This is a genomic window from Ottowia oryzae (assembly GCF_003008535.1).
GTDB classification, from domain to species: Bacteria; Pseudomonadota; Gammaproteobacteria; order Burkholderiales; family Burkholderiaceae_C; genus Ottowia; species Ottowia oryzae.
This window is the reverse complement of record NZ_CP027666.1, coordinates 1005791-1024398: the sequence shown is the minus strand read 5'-3', so window position 1 is coordinate 1024398 and position 18608 is coordinate 1005791. Positions and strand designations below refer to the sequence as shown.

At 66.6% G+C, this 18608-nt stretch carries 15 protein-coding genes; 5 read left to right on the top strand and 10 right to left on the bottom strand.

All coding sequences use genetic code 11. The features are described from left to right. Positions 1-111: 111 nt before the first annotated feature. The gene (gene hpf, locus C6570_RS04715; protein WP_106702195.1) at positions 112-444 is read right to left on the bottom strand and encodes a ribosome hibernation-promoting factor, HPF/YfiA family; all 333 of its coding nucleotides are present in this window, start codon (positions 442-444) and stop codon (positions 112-114) included. A 366-nt stretch (positions 445-810) separates the two neighbouring features. Here hpf and corA point away from each other — a divergent pair, with 366 nt between their 5' ends. Continuing rightward, positions 811-1797, top strand: a complete 987-nt coding sequence (gene corA / locus C6570_RS04710) for a magnesium/cobalt transporter CorA (RefSeq protein ID WP_106702194.1) — start codon at positions 811-813, stop codon at positions 1795-1797. 359 nt (positions 1798-2156) lie between these two features. Here the strand turns inward: corA and C6570_RS04705 are convergent, their stop codons facing one another. The 6 genes from C6570_RS04705 to C6570_RS04680 all read right to left on the bottom strand — a co-directional run bounded on the left by C6570_RS04705 (position 2157) and on the right by C6570_RS04680 (position 8911). Then, the gene (locus tag C6570_RS04705; protein ID WP_106702193.1) at positions 2157-2891 is read right to left on the bottom strand and encodes a 5'-methylthioadenosine/adenosylhomocysteine nucleosidase; all 735 of its coding nucleotides are present in this window, start codon (positions 2889-2891) and stop codon (positions 2157-2159) included. A gap of 139 nt (positions 2892-3030) precedes the next feature. After that, positions 3031-4743 (bottom strand): long-chain-fatty-acid--CoA ligase, encoded by a 1713-nt coding sequence (locus C6570_RS04700; protein ID WP_106702192.1) that lies wholly within the window; start codon positions 4741-4743, stop codon positions 3031-3033. Between the two features lie 278 nt (positions 4744-5021). Then, positions 5022-6458: an NAD(P)(+) transhydrogenase (Re/Si-specific) subunit beta gene (locus tag C6570_RS04695; protein WP_106702191.1), complete on the bottom strand. Its 1437-nt coding sequence runs from the start codon at positions 6456-6458 to the stop codon at positions 5022-5024. A 33-nt stretch (positions 6459-6491) separates the two neighbouring features. Continuing rightward, positions 6492-6809 carry a proton-translocating transhydrogenase family protein gene (locus tag C6570_RS04690; protein ID WP_106702190.1) on the bottom strand — a complete coding sequence of 106 codons (318 nt, stop codon included), beginning with the start codon at positions 6807-6809 and terminating at the stop codon, positions 6492-6494. Between the two features lie 48 nt (positions 6810-6857). Further along, entirely contained in the window at positions 6858-7697 is an 840-nt protein-coding gene (locus tag C6570_RS04685) for a hypothetical protein (RefSeq protein ID WP_106702189.1), read from the bottom strand. A gap of 53 nt (positions 7698-7750) precedes the next feature. Next, positions 7751-8911: a Re/Si-specific NAD(P)(+) transhydrogenase subunit alpha gene (locus C6570_RS04680; protein ID WP_106702188.1), complete on the bottom strand. Its 1161-nt coding sequence runs from the start codon at positions 8909-8911 to the stop codon at positions 7751-7753. A gap of 167 nt (positions 8912-9078) precedes the next feature. Here C6570_RS04680 and C6570_RS04675 point away from each other — a divergent pair, with 167 nt between their 5' ends. Both C6570_RS04675 and C6570_RS04670 read left to right on the top strand, forming a co-directional pair. Further along, positions 9079-9567 (top strand): NUDIX hydrolase, encoded by a 489-nt coding sequence (locus tag C6570_RS04675; RefSeq protein ID WP_106702187.1) that lies wholly within the window; start codon positions 9079-9081, stop codon positions 9565-9567. A gap of 182 nt (positions 9568-9749) precedes the next feature. After that, complete coding sequence (locus C6570_RS04670) at positions 9750-10511, top strand: sulfite exporter TauE/SafE family protein (protein WP_106702186.1); 762 nt, start codon at positions 9750-9752, stop codon at positions 10509-10511. An 18-nt stretch (positions 10512-10529) separates the two neighbouring features. Here C6570_RS04670 and C6570_RS04665 read toward each other — a convergent pair whose 3' ends face one another. Together C6570_RS04665 and C6570_RS04660 are read right to left on the bottom strand one after the other, a co-directional pair. Next, complete coding sequence (locus tag C6570_RS04665; RefSeq protein ID WP_106702185.1) at positions 10530-11291, bottom strand: hypothetical protein; 762 nt, start codon at positions 11289-11291, stop codon at positions 10530-10532. Between the two features lie 42 nt (positions 11292-11333). Continuing rightward, positions 11334-12473 (bottom strand): ABC transporter substrate-binding protein, encoded by a 1140-nt coding sequence (locus C6570_RS04660; RefSeq protein ID WP_106702184.1) that lies wholly within the window; start codon positions 12471-12473, stop codon positions 11334-11336. Between the two features lie 206 nt (positions 12474-12679). On the opposite strand from C6570_RS04660, the gene mnmA reads away from it, so the two are divergent. Next, on the top strand, positions 12680-13900 hold the full coding sequence (mnmA, locus tag C6570_RS04655) for a tRNA 2-thiouridine(34) synthase MnmA (RefSeq protein WP_106702183.1): 1221 nt from the start codon (positions 12680-12682) through the stop codon (positions 13898-13900). An 81-nt stretch (positions 13901-13981) separates the two neighbouring features. Here mnmA and C6570_RS04650 read toward each other — a convergent pair whose 3' ends face one another. Further along, on the bottom strand, positions 13982-15322 hold the full coding sequence (locus tag C6570_RS04650) for a dicarboxylate/amino acid:cation symporter (RefSeq protein WP_106702182.1): 1341 nt from the start codon (positions 15320-15322) through the stop codon (positions 13982-13984). Between the two features lie 305 nt (positions 15323-15627). Here C6570_RS04650 and uvrA point away from each other — a divergent pair, with 305 nt between their 5' ends. After that, positions 15628-18606, top strand: coding sequence for an excinuclease ABC subunit UvrA (uvrA, locus tag C6570_RS04645; RefSeq protein WP_245896298.1), 2979 nt, complete (start codon positions 15628-15630; stop codon positions 18604-18606). The last annotated feature ends 2 nt before the right edge of the window (positions 18607-18608 follow it).

The following is an 18608-nucleotide window of genomic DNA, read 5'->3' as shown; positions in this document are numbered from 1 at the left end:
GGCGGGTGACCTGCCTAAAAGCACTCAAGCCGCCCGGCGAAACCGGTGCGGCTTGAAATGGAGTGAATCCTGAAAGCCGCCGCTGGCGGACTTCAGGGTGGGAGATGGAATTTACATCAAGTGCTTGGTGGCACCCGTGCGGTCGTAGGACTGCACCTTGTCCTTGTGGCGCACCACCTGGCGATCGAGTTTGTCCATCAGTTCATCGACAGCGGCGTACAAGTCTTCATGAGCGCTTTCGGCAAACAAATCGTTGCCCTTGACGCGAATGGTGCATTCAGCGCGTTGGCGTTTGTCCTTCTCCTTCTGGTTTTCAACCGAAAGCAGCACTTTGACATCCACCATCTGATCGAAATGCCGCGTGACCCGGTCGAGCTTGCTGGTCACGTAGCCGCGCAAGGCAGGGGTAACTTCCAGATGGTGTCCGCTGATCGTCAAGTTCATGTAGAGCCTCCATTCCTGACGGGATGAACGGCTGGCACTGCCACCCAATTGTGGCGCGCCAGCCACCCATGTCGGCGTTGGCGCCGAGGCGTCATCGCACTGACATGCAAGCCCACTATGCCTTCGATCTGCAGGGATGGCAACGCCCCCCATCAATTTCCGCAGAGCCAAGTGACAGAGCCCCGAAAACCCTTTGCCGATGCCATAATCCGAGGGTTTTTCCTCTCACCGAAAGCCCTGCCTTGGAACCCGTCCCGAGTCGCTAGCTTTCGCTCCCTGGGATCCGCTGGCGCGGGGGGGCGCAAAGCCACCCAGCCGCATCAGCGCCAACTTTCTTGCCCCGCACCGCCCCAGGGATAAACACCCATGCTGAACGTGTTCACGCTGTCCAACGGACGGCTGTTTCAGGAAGAAATCGAGTCGCTGGAGGAGCTGTCCAAGTTCCGCCCCATCTGGGTGGATCTGGAAGACCCCACGCCAGAAGAAAAACGCTGGGTCCGCCAGTACTACGGGCTGTCGATTCCCGAGGACGCGATCGACGACGACATCGAAGAGTCGGCGCGCTTTTACGAAGAAGACAATGGCGAGCTGCACATCCGCAGCGACTTTCTGGTGGCCGACCCGGACGAGCCCACGCAGGTGCGCGTGGCCTTCATCCTGAACATGGTGAACGACCAGCTGCGCAGCCACGGCGTGCTGTTCTCGATCCACGACGAAACGGTGCCCGCGTTTCGCCTGCTGCGCATGCGCGCGCGCCGCATGCCAGGGCTGATGGGCGACGCCAAAGAAGTGCTGCTCAAGCTGTTTGACGCCGACGCCGAATACTGCGCCGATACGCTGGAAGGCGTGTACGACGAGCTGGAGCAGGCCAGCAAGAAAGTGCTGGCGGGCGACGTGGGTGACGAAGTGGCCAGCGAAGTGCTGGCTGCCATCGCGCGCCAGGAAGACATGAACGGGCGCATCCGCCGCAACGTGATGGATACGCGCCGCGCGGTCAGTTTTCTGATGCGCAGCAAGATGCTGGACGCCGAGCAGTTTGAAGAGGCGCGCCAGATTCTGCGCGACATCGACTCGCTGGACAGTCACACCACCTTCCTGTTCGACAAGATCAACTTCTTGATGGATGCCACGGTCGGTTTCATCAACATCAACCAGAACAAGATCATCAAGCTGTTCTCGGTGGCCAGCGTGGCGCTGCTGCCGCCCACGCTGATCGCCAGCGTGTACGGGATGAACTTCAAGCTGATGCCAGAGCTGGAATGGCAGTACGGCTACGCCTGGGCCATTGGGCTGATGATCGCCAGCGCGCTGGTGCCGATGTGGTACTTCCGGCGCCGCGGCTGGTTGAAATAAGCCCCCCTGAGGCGCTGAGGCGCCTTCCCCCCGCTCTCTTCGCGCTGCGCGCTTCGGGCGGGGGGACAACGCGAGTGGCCGCCGCGGGTGCGGCCACCGCGTTTGCTGGGTTGGGGCGTTGTGCGCTTGGCGGGGCTTTGGGGGAAATTAAGCCCTGGCGCCGGTCCCGCTTGCGCTGGCAGCTACGTTTTTCAGAGCGAATCGGCTTTTTCTATCCGCATCGGCACGCCTTGCGGAGGGCGACGCAGCTTCGCCGTCCTGCCTGATGATGGGCTACGGGCGAGCTTGCGTGCACCGCCCTGGCTATGGAAACAATCAGCCCTCAGCGCAGGTGCAACCTGCGCCACCAGCTACTCTTTTCAGAGCAACTCAAAGAACCGGTCGAGCGAGGCAGCGCTGTAGCGGCTGGCCACCTGGTCGATGAAGCGGGTGAAGTCGACGTGGGCGCTGTCGTCGGCGCGGTCGGAGATGGTGCGCAGCGCGGCCAGCGGAACGCCGTAGTCGTGGCAGACCTGCGCGACGGCGGCGCCTTCCATTTCCACCGCCAGCGCGTCGGGCAGGCTTTGGCGCAGCGCCTGGCTTTCGGCGCTGGTGGCGACGAAGCGGTCGCCGCTGGCGATCAGGCCTTCGTGCACGCGCGGCGCGTGCAGCGCGAATTCGCTCACCGCCGCCTCGCCCAGCGCATCCGCCGGGTGTGCCAGCACCTGGGCCGCGGCGGCGCGCAGGCGCTCGGTCAGCGCCGCATCGGTGTCGAAGTGGGTGCGGCCGTACAGCGGCACTTCGTAGCGCGGGAAAAGCGGCGACGCATCCATGTCGTGCTGCACGAACGAGCGGGCCAGCACCACGTCGCCCACCGCCACACCTTCACCCAGCCCGCCGGCCACGCCGGTGAAGACGATCTCGGTCACGCCGAAGCGCTCGATCAGCGCGGTGGCGGTGGTCGCCGCAGCCACCTTGCCGATGCGCGACAGCACGGCCACCACCTCGTGCCCGCGCCAGTGGCCCAGCCAGAAATCGCGCCCAGCGGCACGTTCGCGCTGCTCGTCGGGCAGCGTTTGCAGCACCTCGGCCAGCTCCTGGTGCATGGCGCTCATCAAGCCGATACGGCGGCGCGAATTCAATGTAAAAACCCTTCCCAGCGCAGGCTGCACCAGCGCTGGCAGCTTCCTTTCTAATAGCAACCAGCCGGCCGCGCCGACCGCGTCGGGCCACCGGCTGCGTGTGCCGCAGCGATCAGTTGACCGACACTGCGCCAGCGGGCGCGGCGATGGCGGGCTTGTCGCGCAGCTCGCGGCGCAGCACCTTGCCCACGGGGGTCTTGGGCAGCTCGGTACGGAATTCGATGACGCGCGGGCGCTTGTAGCCGGTCAGGTTGTCGTGGCAGAACTGGCGCACGGCGTCTTCGGTCAGCGCTGGGTCTTTCTTGACGATGACCAGCTTCACGGCCTCGCCCATGCGCTCGTCGGGCACGCCCACCGCAGCCACTTCCAGCACGCCGGGCATGCCGGCCACCACGTCTTCCACTTCGTTGGGGAATACGTTGAAGCCGCTGACCAGGATCATGTCTTTCTTGCGGTCGACGATGCGGGTGTAGCCGCGCTCGTCCATGATGCCGATGTCGCCCGAGCGGAAGTAGCCGTCGGCGGTCATCACCTTGGCGGTTTCGTCGGGGCGCTGCCAGTAGCCGGCCATCACCTGCGGGCCTTTGATGGCGATCTCGCCCGCCTCGCCCAGCGGCAGCTCGTTGCCCGCGTCGTCCAGGATCTTGATGTACGTGCCGGGCAGCGGCAGGCCGATGGTGCCGGTGAACTCTTTATTCGTCACCGGGTTGCAGGTGGCGGACGGGCTGGTTTCAGACAAGCCGTAGCCTTCGCAGATCGGGCAGCCGGTTTTCTCCAGCCACAGCTTGGCCACGGCGCTTTGCACGGCCATGCCGCCGCCCACCGAGACTTTCAGGTTCTTCCAGTTGACCTTGTTGAAATCCGGGTGGTGCGCGATGCCGTTGAACAGCGTGCTGACGGCCGGAAAGCTGTGGAAGGTGTGCTTGGACAGCTCTTTGAGCGTGGCCGGCAGGTCGCGCGGATTGGGGATCAGGATGGTTTTGCCGCCGGTGCGCAGGCCCAGCATCATGTTCACCGTGAAGGCGAAGATGTGGTACAGCGGCAGCGCGCACACGCTGGTGGGCTGCTCGTTGGACGGCACGCGCTTCATCACCGGATCGTTCCAGGCTTCGGATTGCAGCACGTTGGCGATCAGGTTGCGGTGCAGCAGCATGGCGCCCTTGGACACGCCCGTGGTGCCGCCGGTGTACTGCAGCACGGCCACGTCGTCCGGCCCAATGGCCGGTGCCGTGAAACGTGCGCCACGGCCCTTGGCCACGGCGTCGTTGTAGCGCACGGCGCCCGGCAGGTTGAACGGGGGCACCAGCTTCTTGATCTTGCGCACCACGAAGTTGACGATCATGCCCTTCAGGCCGCCCAGGCGGTCGCCCATGCTGGCCAGCACCACGTGCTTGACCGGCGTGGCGGCGATGCATTTGTCCAGCGTCTGCGCGAAGTTCTCGATGATGACGATGGCCTTGGCGCCAGAATCCTTCAGCTGGTGCTCCAGCTCGCGGGCCGTGTACAGCGGGTTGACGTTCACCACCACCAGGCCGGCGCGCAGCACGGCCGCCACGGCGGCGGGGTATTGCGGCACGTTGGGCATCATGATGGCCACGCGATCGCCGCGCGCCAGCCCCAGCCCTTGCAGGTAGGCGGCCAGGGCGCGGCTTTGCTCGTCGGTCTCGGCGTAGCTGACGTCCTTGCCCATGAAGCTGTAGGCCGTGCGATCGGCAAACCGCTTGAAGCTGTCTTCGATCAGTGCCACCAGCGAGCTGTACTGCGACGTGTCCACGTCGGCAGGGACGCCTTCAGGGTAGTTTTTAAGCCAGATGCGCGCGGTCATCGACGGAACTCCTTCAATGCAGTGCCGCGCACGCGCGGCGATGGTTCAGATTCGGTGCGGCAGCATGGGCGTGCAACCGCTCAACTCGCATTGTGGTGTGGGAAGGCCGCGTGGGCCACTGGCGTTTACCTTGAGAGCCGCCGCCGGCTACCGGCGGGCGCTTCAGGCGATACCTTGTGGCGGTACCTTTGGCCGGGTGGCCCCGGCATGCGCTCGCATGGCGCATTCTGCCGGGCCGGGTGCTGCCGCGCCGCCCAGACCCTGGCGGCGGCGCAGGCTTATTCGATGGCCTTGCCGATGTCCTCGACCACCTTCTTGGCGTCGCCAAACACCATCATGGTCTTGTCCATGTAGAACAGGTCGTTGTCCAGCCCCGCGTAGCCTGCGGCCATCGAGCGCTTGTTGACGATGACCGACTTGGCCTTGTAGGCGTCCAGGATGGGCATGCCGTAGATCGGGCTGCCTTTTTCCAGCGCGGCGGGGTTCACCACGTCGTTGGCGCCGAGGATGATGGCCACGTCGGCCTGGCCGAATTCGCCGTTGATGTCTTCCATCTCGTGCACCTGGTCGTAGGGCACCTCGGCCTCGGCCAGCAGCACGTTCATGTGGCCGGGCATGCGGCCGGCCACGGGGTGGATGGCGTATTTGACGTCGATGCCCTTGTCGGTCAGCTTTTGGGCCAGCTCTTTCACGGCGTGCTGCGCGCGCGCCACCGCCAGGCCATAGCCGGGCACGATGATCACGCTGTCGGCGTTGCTGAGCATGAAGGCCGCGTCGTCGGCGCTGCCGGTTTTGTACGGGCGCTGCTCCTTGGCCGCGCCGCCTGCATCGGCCGCTTCACCACCAAAGCCGCCCAGGATCACGTTGAAGAACGAGCGGTTCATGGCCTTGCACATGATGTAGCTCAAGATGGCGCCCGAGCTGCCCACCAGCGAACCGGCAATGATCAGCATGTTGTTGTTCAGACTGAAACCGATGCCCGCCGCCGCCCAGCCCGAATAGCTGTTGAGCATGGACACCACCACCGGCATGTCGGCCCCGCCAATGGGAATGATCAGCGTCACGCCGATGACGAAGCCCAGCGCGCACACCAGGGCAAAGTCCATCGCGCTTTGCGAATGCCAGAAGCCGTAGATGAAGAACACGGCCGCCAGCCCCAGCGCCAGGTTCAGCCAGTGCTGGCCCGGAAACACCACCGGCGCGCCCTGAAACAGGCGGAACTTCGACTTGCCCGACAGCTTGCCCCAGGCGATCACCGAGCCGCTGAAGGTGACCGCGCCAATCAGCGCGCCCAGCGCCAGCTCGATCCGGTTGCCGCCAGGAATCTGGCCGCCCACGCCGTTGACCGGGTGATCGGCAATGCCAAAAGCCCAGGGTTCGGCCACCGTGGCGGCGGCGATGAACACCGCGGCCAGGCCGATCATGCTGTGGAAGAACGCCACCAGCTCGGGCATCTTGGTCATCTCGACCGTCTTGGCGCGCCAGGCGCCGTAGCCCCCGCCGACGACCATTCCCAGCAGCACCCAGCCCAGGCCCGCCACGCTGCCCGACAGCTTGACGATCAGCCCCGCCGTGGTCAGCACGGCGATGGTCATGCCGACCATGCCGAACAGGTTGCCGCGGATGGAGGTGATGGGGTGGCTGAGGCCCTTCAGCGCCTGGATGAAGCAGACGCTGGCGATGAGGTACAGCAGCGCCACGAGGTTCATGCTCATTGGGTTGTCTCCTCTTTTGATAGCGACTTGCGCTTATTTGGCCGGCGCTGGCGCCGGTTTTTTATCTTTTTTCTTGAACATCTCCAGCATGCGCCGGGTGACCATGAAGCCACCGAAGATGTTCACCGCCGCCAGCGCGACGGCCGCCACGCCCATCGCCTTGCCGAAACCGCCTTCGGTCAGCGCCGCAGCCAGCATGGCGCCGACAATGACGATGGCCGAGATGGCGTTGGTCACCGCCATCAGCGGCGTGTGCAGCGCGGGGGTGACCGTCCAGACCACGTGGTAGCCCACATAGATGGCCAGCACGAAGATGGTCAGGTTAATGAGCGTGGGCGACACGATGTCCATGGCAGTCTCCGGCGGGCTTGGGGTGTCAGGCTGGGCGGGTCAAGGGCGTCACTCGCGGTCGGCGCGCGGCTCTGGCAGCGGCCTGGGCGCGGGCGTGAGCTGGGTGGCGCGGGCAGGTGGCGGCGCCGTGACCACTGGCGCGGGCGCGGGGGCCACGGCAACGCGCGGTGTATACGGGAATTGCGGCACCGCCAGGCGGCCGGTGCTGCCGGCTTCGCGCGCGGCCGCGCCCAGCTGGCGCGCCCACTGCGTGCCCGGCGCGCCGGCAATCAGGAAATCGTTGGGGTTGCGGGTGACCGGCTCGATCAGGTTCGGGTCGAACACCGCGTGCACCTCCAGCGCGGGGCCCGATTCGTTGGGCACGCGGTACGCCACCCAGCTGCGCGGCAGCGCGCTCCAGCCGCGGGCGGCCAGCCACTGGTGTAGCACCGAATTCTGGCGCGCCATCCAGCCGTCGTAATCGGCGTTGCGGCGCATGCGCAGGCAGTGCCCGTCGTCACCACCCGCCACCACTTCCTGGTTGTTGGCCAGCGGGCACTGGGGTCCGTTGGCGGGTGCGGTTTGCACCAGCACGATGGCCAGCCAGCGCCCGTCCTCGCGCCGCCAGCCGGCCACGCGGGTGGGGGCATTCGGCCCGGTGACGGGCACGGGCGAGTCGCCCGCCAGCCAGGGGGCGTTGAACTCACCCAGATCGATCCAGTTGCCGATGCTGGTGGGCGGCACCGTGATCAGCGGCGCGCGCGTGCCCTGGCTGGTGCCCGCGTCGGTGGCGGGCGCAGGCCCGGTGGGCATCGCGCCGGGCGCGGCGCAGCCGGCCAGCGCCGCAGCCAGCGCCACGGCAGAAAAAACCAGTGCCGGGCGGGCCGGCTTCGTCAACGTAAAAGTCATGGCGTGCTTCTAGGCCAGGAAGAAATCGGTTGCAATGTGCGGCAGCCCGCGCCCTAGCGGCGGGTGACGGCGCCCTGGTGGGCCATCAGCGTGGCGGCGACGATGTCGTCTTCCATGTCGATGCGGAAGTCGGACGCGGGCTCGCCCTTGGCAGCCGGCGGCAGCACCAGCTTCAGGAAGTCGAGCACGTTGCGCGCGTACAGCGCCGAGGCGTCGGCGCCCACGCGGGCCGCCAGGTTGGTGTCGCCCACGATGGTGACGCCGTGTTTCTGAACGATCTTGTCGGCCTCGGTCAGCGGGCAGTTGCCGCCCACGGTGCCGTCGGCGTTGGGCGCGCCCTTGCCGGCAGCCATGTCCACGATGACCGAGCCGGGCTTCATGCTTTTGACCATCTCTTCGGTGATCAGCACCGGCGCGGCGCGCCCAGGAATCAGTGCGGTGGAGATAACCACGTCGGCCTGCGCCACGCGCTTGGCCACTTCGACCTTTTGCCGCTCCAGCCAGCTGGCGGGCATCGGCTTGGCGTAGCCGCCCACGCCCTCGGCCGCTTCTTTTTCTTCAGCGGTTTCGTAGGGCACGTCGATGAACTTGCCACCCAGCGATTCGATCTGCTCTTTCACGCTGGGGCGCACGTCGCTGGCTTCGATCACCGCGCCCAGGCGCTTGGCCGTGGCAATGGCCTGCAGGCCCGCCACGCCCACACCCAGGATGACCACGCGCGCCGCCTTCACGGTGCCGGCGGCCGTCATCAGCATGGGGAAGAACTTGGCATAGTGGTCGGCTGCGGTGATCACGGCCTTGTAGCCCGCGATGTTGGCCTGGCTGGACAGCACGTCCATGCTCTGCGCACGCGTGGTGCGCGGCGCGGCTTCCAGCGCGAAGGCGGTGAGGTTGGCGGCGGCCAGGCGCTGCAGGCCTTCGGCATTGAACGGCTCCAGCATGCCGACCAGCACGGCGCCGGGCTTCATGCGGGCCACCTCGTCGCCCGAAGGCAGGCGCACCTTCAGCACCATGTCGGCGCCCAATGCCTGGCTGGCGTCGGTGATCTGTGCGCCGGCAGCTTGATAGGCCTCGTCGGTGACGCTGGCACGCAGGCCCGCGCCCGACTGCACCACCACTTGATGACCTTGAGCGACCAACTTCTTGGCGGTCTCCGGAGTGACGGCCACGCGGGTTTCTCCAGCCGCCGTTTCAGCGGGCACGCCGATCAGCATGGCACGTCTCCTCTTGATTCAGATAAGAACGGGCGCCAGGTTGGCACCCCTGTCATCAGCACTTCGGAGGGGAGCTTAACAGACGCCCCGCGCCTTGCGCACGCCCCCCTGGCCCCTGCGCGACGCCCCGCCCGCGCGGGCCGAAACCGCGGCCCGATAATTCGCGCATGAGCAAAGAGCGATGGAAACCCAGCGTGACGGTGGCCGCCGTGATTGAGCAGGAGGGCCGCTACCTGCTGGTCGAGGAGCACACAGCCGACGGCCTGCGCCTGAACACGCCGGCGGGCCACCTTGAGCCCGGCGAAGCGCCCCAGGACGGTGCGGTGCGCGAAGCGCTGGAGGAAACCGGCCGCCGCTTCACCCCCGAAGCGCTGGTGGGCGTGTACCTGGCCGCCTCACCCGACGCGCAAGGCGCACCCACTACCTGGGTGCGCTTTGCCTTTTGCGGCAGCGCCAGCGACCCGCTGCCCGGCCACGCGCTGGACAAAGGCATCGTGCGCACGCTGTGGATGACCCCCGCCGAGGTGCAGGCCAGCCAGGACCGCCACCGCAGCCCCCTGGTGTGGCGCTGCGTGCAAGACCACCTGCGCGGCCAACGCTTCGACCTGTCCGCCGTGCACACCGACGCCAGCGCGCTGGGCGGCGGCGCGGGTTGAACGTGGTGCAGGCGTCGTCAAACAATTCATCATAAAAACTGCCTCTAGCGCCCAATGGATGAGCGCTGGCAGCTATCAAATTGATACTACCAACCCGCCAACCCTGAGCGAGTGCCAAGCGCAAGCCCGAGCGATCGCCCACTCGCCCTTCCATCCCCCGCGTACCCACCCTCAACCCCGCCATGGACGCCACCACCCAGTTCCTGCTGCTTGCCTGCGCCGCCTTTGCGGCAGGGGTGCTCAACGCCATCGCCGGCGGCGGCACGTTTTTGACCTTTCCAGCGCTGGTCTACACCGGCGTGCCGCCCATCGCCGCCAACGCCACCAGCGCCCTGGCCGTGTGCCCCGGCTACCTGGGCAGCACACTGGGCTTTCGGCAAGAACTGGCCGCCCTGCCACGCCGCCAGCTGGTGCGCGAGATGCTGATCTGCGCAGCGGGCGGGCTGGCCGGGGCGCTGCTGCTGCTGGTCACCCCCGCCAAGGTGTTCGCCGGCGTGGTGCCCTGGCTGCTGCTGTTTGCCACCGCGCTGTTCGCCTTCGGCCCGCGCATCGCCCGCTGGGCCGGCGGCAGCGAGGAAGAAGGCAGCCTGGCCCGCTGGCGCTACCCCGCGCTGGCGCTGGTGGCGCTGTACGGCGGGTACTTCAACGGCGGGCTGGGCATTTTGCTGATGGCGCTGTACCTGCTGGTGGGCGAAACGCGGCTGCACACGGTCAATGGGTTGAAAAACCTCAATTCCTTCGTGCTGTCGGTGCTGTCGGTGGCCGCCTTTGCCTTGGGCGGCGCCATCGTGTGGAAGCAGGCGCTGCTGATGGCCGTGTTCGCCACCCTGGGCGGCTTTGCCGGCGCCCGCCTGGCCAAGCGCCTGCCCGTGGCCTGGGTGCGCACCATCGTGATCGTCACCGGCTTGGTGATGAGTGCGCTGTTCTTCCTGCGCGCCAACTGATCGCTTCGCCCCGCGCCTTCAGCAGGGCGAGACGGAGATGTCGCCCACGCTGGACAACACGTTGCCGACGATACGGCCCCGGTTCAACACCACGTCGGCCAGCAGGCCCGCTGCCACGCCCAGGTACGCGAAGTACGCCCAGCCCACGTAGTCGCTGAACACCACCGTGTGCAGCCAATTCTGGTTGAACAGGTACAGATAGGCGGTCACGCCGGCCGCCAGCACCAGGACGACGGCGGCCGGCAACAAATGCCAGCCCGCGCGCGGGCGCACCAGCACGGCCGCCGCCAGCAGCGCAAACACCAGCGCATTGGCGCCAGTGAAGATGCGGAATTCGCGGATCAACTGGCCCGCCGTGTCCATGTACTGCGTGCGGATCATGCCCTCCACCCGCTGCTGCAGACGCGTGGCATCGGCCAAATCGGCCAGCAGGCCGCCTTCCAGGCGGCGCTCGATCTGGCGGCGGCATTCGCAGTCCAGCTGGCGCATGCGCGCCGTCACCTCGGCCACCTTGGCGGGCAGCTGCTCACGCAACTGGCGCGCCGCCTGTTCGGCCCGCTGCGCCTGCGCCCCGCCCAAGCGGCGCGCCAGGCCCACCAGCGCGGACTGGTCCAGCACCTGCAGCTTCTCGCCGACACGCTTTTCCACCTGCTGGCGCACCAGCTCGCGGCCGACTTGCTCCACCCAACCCGGCGCGACGATGGACGCTAACCACGCGCCGCCAAACAGCAGGAAACCCGCCAGACCGATAGAGAAGACGATACCGCGCAGCCACGACATGGCGCGACTGTACTGGCCGCCGAGGGTAGCGCCAGCACTCCCTCAGTGCTGAAAGCGCCCGTTGCGGTCGATGATGGCCAGATCGACGTAGTCCAGGCCGGTGTGGTCGGTGGGGCTGTAGCCCAGGCTCAGCCCGCCCAGGTCGTACTTGTCCATGCGGTTGAGCGCGTCGATGATGCGTTCGCGCGTGGGGTTGGGGCCGGCGCGGCGCAGCGCCTCCACCAGCACCTTGGCGCTGGCGAAGCCTTCCATCACCTGCGGAGTCAGCTCGTTCTTGCCGTTCAGCACCGCATTGGCCTCGCGGTTCAGCGGCAGCCCCAGCGCGCGCACGCTGGGGAAGACCTGCGACACCACCACCCCGTGCGAATACGTGCCCAGTTGCTTGATGAAGCCGGACGAGGCGTTGTTGGACACCGTGACCACCTGCGCGGCCGAGCCCGCCTGGCGCAGCGCCTTGACGCCCTCGCTCACCGCCGTGCTGGAGCCGATCCACAGCACCGCCTGGGCCTGCTTGGCGGTCAGCTCTTTCACGATGGCCGGGTAGTCGGGCTTTTCGCGGTCGGCCTTGATCACGGTCAGCGGCTTTTTCCCCGCCGCTTCAAAGCCCTTCATGGCGCCGGCCAGGCAATCGGCGCCGAAGCTGTCATCGACGTGCACCACGGCGACGCGCTCCAGCGTGATGTTGTACAGGTGGCGAATGGCCCGCTCGGTTTCGGCCTGGTAGCTGGAGCGCACGTTGAAGACGTACGGGTTCACCGGCTTGTGAAACACCATCGCCCCGGTGGAAGGCGCGATGAGCGCCAGCTTGTGCTGCGCCAGCAGCGGCAGGATGGCCTCCGTGTGAGGGGTGGCGCGGGTCATGAACAGCGCCACCACCTTGTCCTGCTCGATCAGCTTCTTGGCGTTTTCGGCCGCGCGCGGCGGCTTGAAGTTGTCGTCCAGCGTGATCAGCTTGATCTTTTCGCCGTTCACCCCGCCCTGGGCGTTGACGTGGTCCAGGTAAGCGTGCACGCCCACCAGGGTTTCGCCCACGCTGGCCGCCACCGGCCCGGTCACGGAAGTGGTCTGCCCGATCAGGATGTCGGCGTGCGCCGGCAAGCCCATGGCCATCCAGCACAGCGCAGCGGCGGCCACGGCCATCGGGCGCGCAAGCGCGCGCCACGGAAAATTCGTGTACTTCATCAACGGAACCCCTAAGGTGGAGACAGGCGGGCCGCTGGCGATCGCATCGGCCACGTGCTCTGCGTGGCCGGGATCGGCTGGCGCCCAATTGGAGATACCCCCTGAATAGGGGGTGCGGCGAAGTGTGCCGAGCCGCGCCCTGCCCCGCCATGATCGATAACCCGTATGTACTCACCCACTTCGGGCATGTGCGGATAATTCAGCCCATGCAAGCCAAGCAACGCATCGTGGTCGGGCTGTCGGGCGGGGTGGACTCCGCCGTGACCGCCTGGCTGCTCAAGCAGGCTGGCCACGAGGTGGTCGGCATCTTCATGAAAAACTGGGAAGACGACGACGACAGCGAATACTGCTCGTCCAACGTCGACTTCGTGGACGCTGCCGCCGTGGCCGACGTGATCGGCATCGAGATCGAGCACGTCAACTTCGCGGCCGACTACAAAGACCGCGTTTTCGCCGAGTTCCTGCGCGAATACTCCGCCGGCCGCACGCCCAACCCCGACGTGCTGTGCAACGCCGAGATCAAGTTCAAGGCCTTTCTGGACCACGCCATGCGCCTGGGCGCCGAAAAGATCGCCACCGGGCATTACGCCCGAGTTCGCTGCGTCGCAGCGGACTCGGGCGAGCCCCTGGGGTCGCATGAGACATCCCGCGCGACCGCGCGGGATGGGGCGCCACGGACCGACGCGGTCCGGTACGAGCTGCTCAAGGGCCTGGACCCGAGCAAAGACCAAAGCTACTTCCTGCACCGTCTGACGCAGCCGCAGCTGTCCAAGACGCTGTTCCCCGTGGGCGAGCTGCACAAGACCGAGGTGCGCCGCATCGCCGCCGAGATCGGCCTGCCCAACGCCAAGAAAAAAGATTCGACCGGCATCTGCTTCATCGGTGAGCGGCCTTTCCGCGAATTCCTCAACCGCTACCTGCAGACGAAGCCCGGCCCGATCAAGGACGAGCGGGGCCGCAAGATTGGCGAGCACGTGGGCCTTTCGTTCTACACGCTGGGCCAGCGCCAGGGCCTGGGCATCGGCGGCGTGAAGGCCAAGGGCGCCCAGCGCGGCGGTGGCGACCATTCGCCCTGGTTCGTCGCCCGCAAGGACATGGCCACCAACACGCTGTACGCCGTGCAGGGCCACGACCACCCGTGGCTGCTGTCGCCCGCGCTGGTGTTTGACGACCTGTCCTGGACGGCAGGCGAGCCGCCCGCGCCCGGCGCCTACGCCGCCAAGACGCGCTACCGCCAGCAGGACGCGGCCTGCACGCTGGCCGCCGGCCCCACGCCGCAAAGCCGCGTGCTGCGCTTTGCCGAACCGCAATGGGCCGTCACGCCGGGCCAAAGCGCGGTGCTGTACGACGGCGAGGTGTGCCTGGGCGGCGGGGTGATCGCGCAGGCCGAGACTTTGGAGCCAAATCAGGCTCTGGCGCAGTTGTAGCGGGCGCTGGCAGCTTCTAATTCAATAGCAAAAGGGCCGCTGTGCTGCGGCCCTTTTGGTTTTTTGAGCGGCGCCTCGGCCTCAGTCGGCGGCCGACGCGGCTTGCAGCGCTGGTTCTCGCACCAGGCCGGGGTTGTTCAGCACCTCATTCAGGCGGGCGGTATCCAGCTGCTTGTCCCATTTGGAAACCACCACCGTGGCCACGGCGTTGCCCACGAAGTTGGTCAGCGAACGGCATTCGGACATGAAGCGGTCCACCCCCAGGATCAGCGCCATGCCGGCCACTGGCACCTCGGGCACCACCGCCAGCGTGGCTGCCAGGGTGATGAAACCCGCGCCCGTGACACCCGCTGCGCCTTTGGAGCTGAGCATGGCCACCAGCAGCAGCACGATCTGGTGCGTGAGGGTGAGCTGGATGTCCAGCGCCTGCGCGATGAACAGCGCCGCCAGCGTCATGTAGATGTTGGTGCCGTCCAGGTTGAACGAATAGCCCATGGGGATCACCAGGCCCACGACCGGCTTGCCGCAGCCGGCCGCTTCCATCTTGTGCATCAGGTTGGGCAGGGCAGATTCCGACGAGCTGGTGCCCAGCACCAGCAGCAGCTCATCCTTGAGGTAGCGGATCAGCTTGAGGATGGAGAAGCCGCACGCGCGCGCCACGGCGCCCAGCACCACCAGCACGAACAGCAGCGAGGTGACGTAGAACGTGGCCACCAGGTAGGCCAGGTTGCCGATGGAGTGGATGCCGTACTTGCCGATGGTGAAGGCCATCGCGCCGAACGCGCCGATGGGCGCAAAGCGCATCAGGATGGCGACGACCTTGAACACCGGCACTGCCAGCGCGTTAAGCAGGTTGAATACCGGCGCGCCACGGTCGCCCACCATGGCCAGCGAAACGCCAAACAGGATCGCGATGAACAGCACCTGCAGGATGTCGCCCCCCACCAGCGGGCTGACCAGCGTCTCGGGGATGATGTTCATCAAGAAGCCGGTGATGGTCGAATCGTGCGCCTTGTTGACGTACGTAGTGACCTTGGACGCATCCAGCGAAGCCGGGTCGATGTGCATGCCGTGGCCAGGCTGCAGCGTGTTGGCCACGATCATGCCGATGATCAGCGCCAGCGTCGAGAAGGTGAGGAAGTACGCCATGGCCTTGCCCGCCACGCGGCCCACGGCGCGCATGTTGCTCATGCCGGCGATGCCGGTGACCACGGTGAGAAAGATCACCGGCGCGATGATCATCTTGACCAGTTTGATGAAGGCATCGCCCAGCGGCTTCATCTGCTCGCCCAGGCTGGGCCAGAACTGCCCCAGCAAGATGCCCAGGACGATGGCAATCAGCACCTGGACATAAAGCACCTTGTACCAGGGCAAATGGCGGGGCGCGTGGGCCGAGGCTTCCAGTTCTTCGGCAGTCAACATGGGGAAATCTCCGCTTTGGTTTTGTGATGGATCAATGCAGCGTCTGGGCGGGGTACAGCGCCGCAGGTGCGGCATCAATCCGTCTTCCGTGCCCCGAATGTCCTGGACGTGGGTGCGTACTCTACGCCTGTCCGGGGCCCGCCCCGGCGCGCGCCGATACCGCGTGCCAGTTTGCGCCGCGCCTACCCTGCCCAGCCGCCTGGCCACGCCCGCATTCAGCGACCAGCGCCCCATCTGCGCGAAAGTGCCGCAGCGCCGATAATGCTGGGTTGCCCTTTGGGGACCCATCCGTGCTAAGAGACCCTTTGCCCATCGACGCCCGCGGCGGCGCCGAAGAACCGACCCGATCGCTTGCGCAGGCCCTGCGCGAGCCGCGCATCAGCATCCGCGGGGCGCGCACCCACAACCTGAAGAACATCGACATCGACCTGCCACGCAACCAGCTGGTGGTGATCACCGGGCTGTCCGGCTCGGGCAAGTCGTCGCTGGCCTTTGACACGCTGTACGCCGAGGGGCAGCGCCGCTATGTGGAAAGCTTGTCTGCCTACGCGCGGCAGTTTCTGCAGCTGATGGATAAGCCCGATGTGGATCTGATCGAGGGCCTGTCGCCCGCCATCGCCATCGAGCAGAAGGCCACCAGCCACAACCCGCGCTCTACCGTGGGCACGGTGACCGAAATCCACGACTACCTGCGCTTGCTGTTCGCGCGCGCGGGCACGCCGTACTGCCCCGACCACCACCTGCCGCTCACGGTGCAAACCGTCAGCCAGATGGTGGACCACGTGCTGGCGCTGCCCGAAGACACCAAGTTGATGATCCTGGCGCCCGTGGCGCGCGACAAGAAGGGCGAATTCACCGAGCTGTTCGAGCAGATGCAGGCGCAGGGCTACGTGCGCTTTCGTATCGACGGCCAAATCGTCGATGCGACCGAGCTGCCCACGCTGAAAAAGGCCGAAAAGCACGACATCGACGTGGTCATCGACCGGCTGAAGGTGCGCGAGGACATGCGCTCGCGCCTGGCCGACAGCTTTGAAGCCGCGCTGCGCGTGGCCGACGGGCGCGCCATCGCGCTGGAGATGGACAGCGGCAAGGAACACCTGTTCAACAGCAAGTTCGCCTGCCCGGTGTGCGGCTACTCCATCCCTGAGCTGGAGCCGCGCCTGTTCTCATTCAACGCGCCCGCTGGCGCCTGCCCGACCTGCGACGGCCTGGGCGTGACCGACCATTTCGACCCCGAGCGCGTGGTGGCCTTCCCCTCGCTCAGCCTGGCCAGTGGCGCCATCAAGGGCTGGGACCGGCGCAACGGCTACTACTTTGCGCTGATCGAAGGGCTGGCCAAGCACTACAAGTTCGACGTTGATACGCCGTTTGAAGACCTGCCCGCCAAGGTGCAGCAGGTGGTGCTGCACGGCTCGGGCGACGAGGCAATCAAGTTCGCCTACACCTTCGACAGCGGCGCGCAGGCCGGCAAGCAGGTCAGCAAGAAGCACCCCTTTGAAGGCGTGCTGCCCAACATGGTGCGCCGCTACCGCGAAACCGATTCGACCGTGGTGCGCGAAGAATTGGCGCGCTACCGCGGCCAGCAACCCTGCCCCGACTGCGGCGGCACGCGGCTGCGGCGCGAGGCGCGCAACGTGTTCGTGGGCGAAGGCGAGCAGCGCCGCGCCATCTTTGAAGTCAGCCACGTCACGCTGGGCGAGGCCAAGCACTACTTCGACACGCTGCAGCTGGACGGCGCCAAGGCCGAGATCGCCGACAAGGTGGTGCGCGAGATCGGCAACCGCCTGCGCTTCCTGAACGACGTGGGCCTGAATTACCTGAGCCTGGACCGCAGCGCCGACACGCTTTCGGGCGGCGAATCGCAGCGCATCCGCCTGGCCAGCCAGATCGGCAGCGGCCTCACGGGCGTGATGTACGTGCTGGATGAGCCCAGCATCGGCCTGCACCAGCGCGACAACGACCGCCTGATCGGCACGCTGCAGCACCTGCGCGACCTGGGCAACAGCGTGCTGGTGGTCGAGCACGACGAAGACATGATGCGCGCGGCCGACCAGCTGATCGACATGGGCCCCGGCGCGGGCGTGCACGGCGGGCAGGTCATGGCGCAGGGCACGTTCGACGAAGTGGCGGCGTCGCCCAAGTCGGTGACGGGCCAGTTCTTGCGCGGCGAGCGGCGCATCGACATTCCGAAGCGGCGCGCGCCAAGCTATTCAAACGATAGCAGCCAGCGCACACCGGACGGGCGCCAGGACGGTGTTTTGCCTGAAATCGAAGGGCGCATCCGCATCGTGGGCGCCAGCGGCAACAACCTCAAGAACGTCAGCGTCGACTTCCCGGTGGGCCTGCTGACCTGCGTGACGGGCGTGTCCGGCTCGGGCAAATCCACGCTGGTCAACGACACGCTGTACACCGCCGCGGCGCACACCATCCACCGCGCGCACGCCGAGGCCGCCCCGCACGAGGCGATCGAGGGGCTCGAGCAGTTCGACAAGGTGATCGCGGTGGACCAAAGCCCCATCGGCCGCACCCCGCGCAGCAACCCCGCCACCTACACCGGCCTTTTCACGCCGATCCGTGACCTGATGGCCGAAGTGCCCATGGCGCGCGAGCGCGGCTACGGCCCCGGGCGCTTTTCCTTCAACGTGCCGCAAAGCAGCGGCGGCGGCCGTTGCGAAGCCTGCCAGGGTGACGGCGTGGTGAAGGTGGAAATGCACTTCCTGCCCGACGTGTACGTGCCCTGCGACGTGTGCCACGGCCAGCGCTACAACCGCGAAACGCTGGAAGTGCAGTGGAAGGGCCGCAACATCGCCCAGATCCTGCAAATGACGGTGGAAGAAGCGCACGCCTTCTTCAAGGACCAGCCCACGCTGGCGCGCAAGCTGCAAACCCTGCTGGACGTGGGCCTCTCCTACGTCACCCTGGGCCAGAGCGCGACCACGCTGTCGGGCGGCGAAGCCCAGCGCGTGAAGCTGGCGCTGGAGCTGAGCAAGCGCGACACGGGCCGCACCCTGTACGTGCTGGACGAGCCCACCACCGGCCTGCACTTTGCCGACATCGAGCTGCTGCTGAAAGTGCTGCAACAGTTGCGCGACGCGGGCAACACCATCGTGGTGATCGAACACAACCTGGACGTCATCAAGACCGCCGACTGGCTGATCGACATGGGCCCCGAAGGCGGCGCCGGCGGTGGCACCGTGGTGGTGCAAGGCACGCCAGAGCAGGTGGCCGCCAACCCGGCCAGCCACACCGGGCATTACCTGCGGCCTTATCTGCGCCTGCCCTAGGC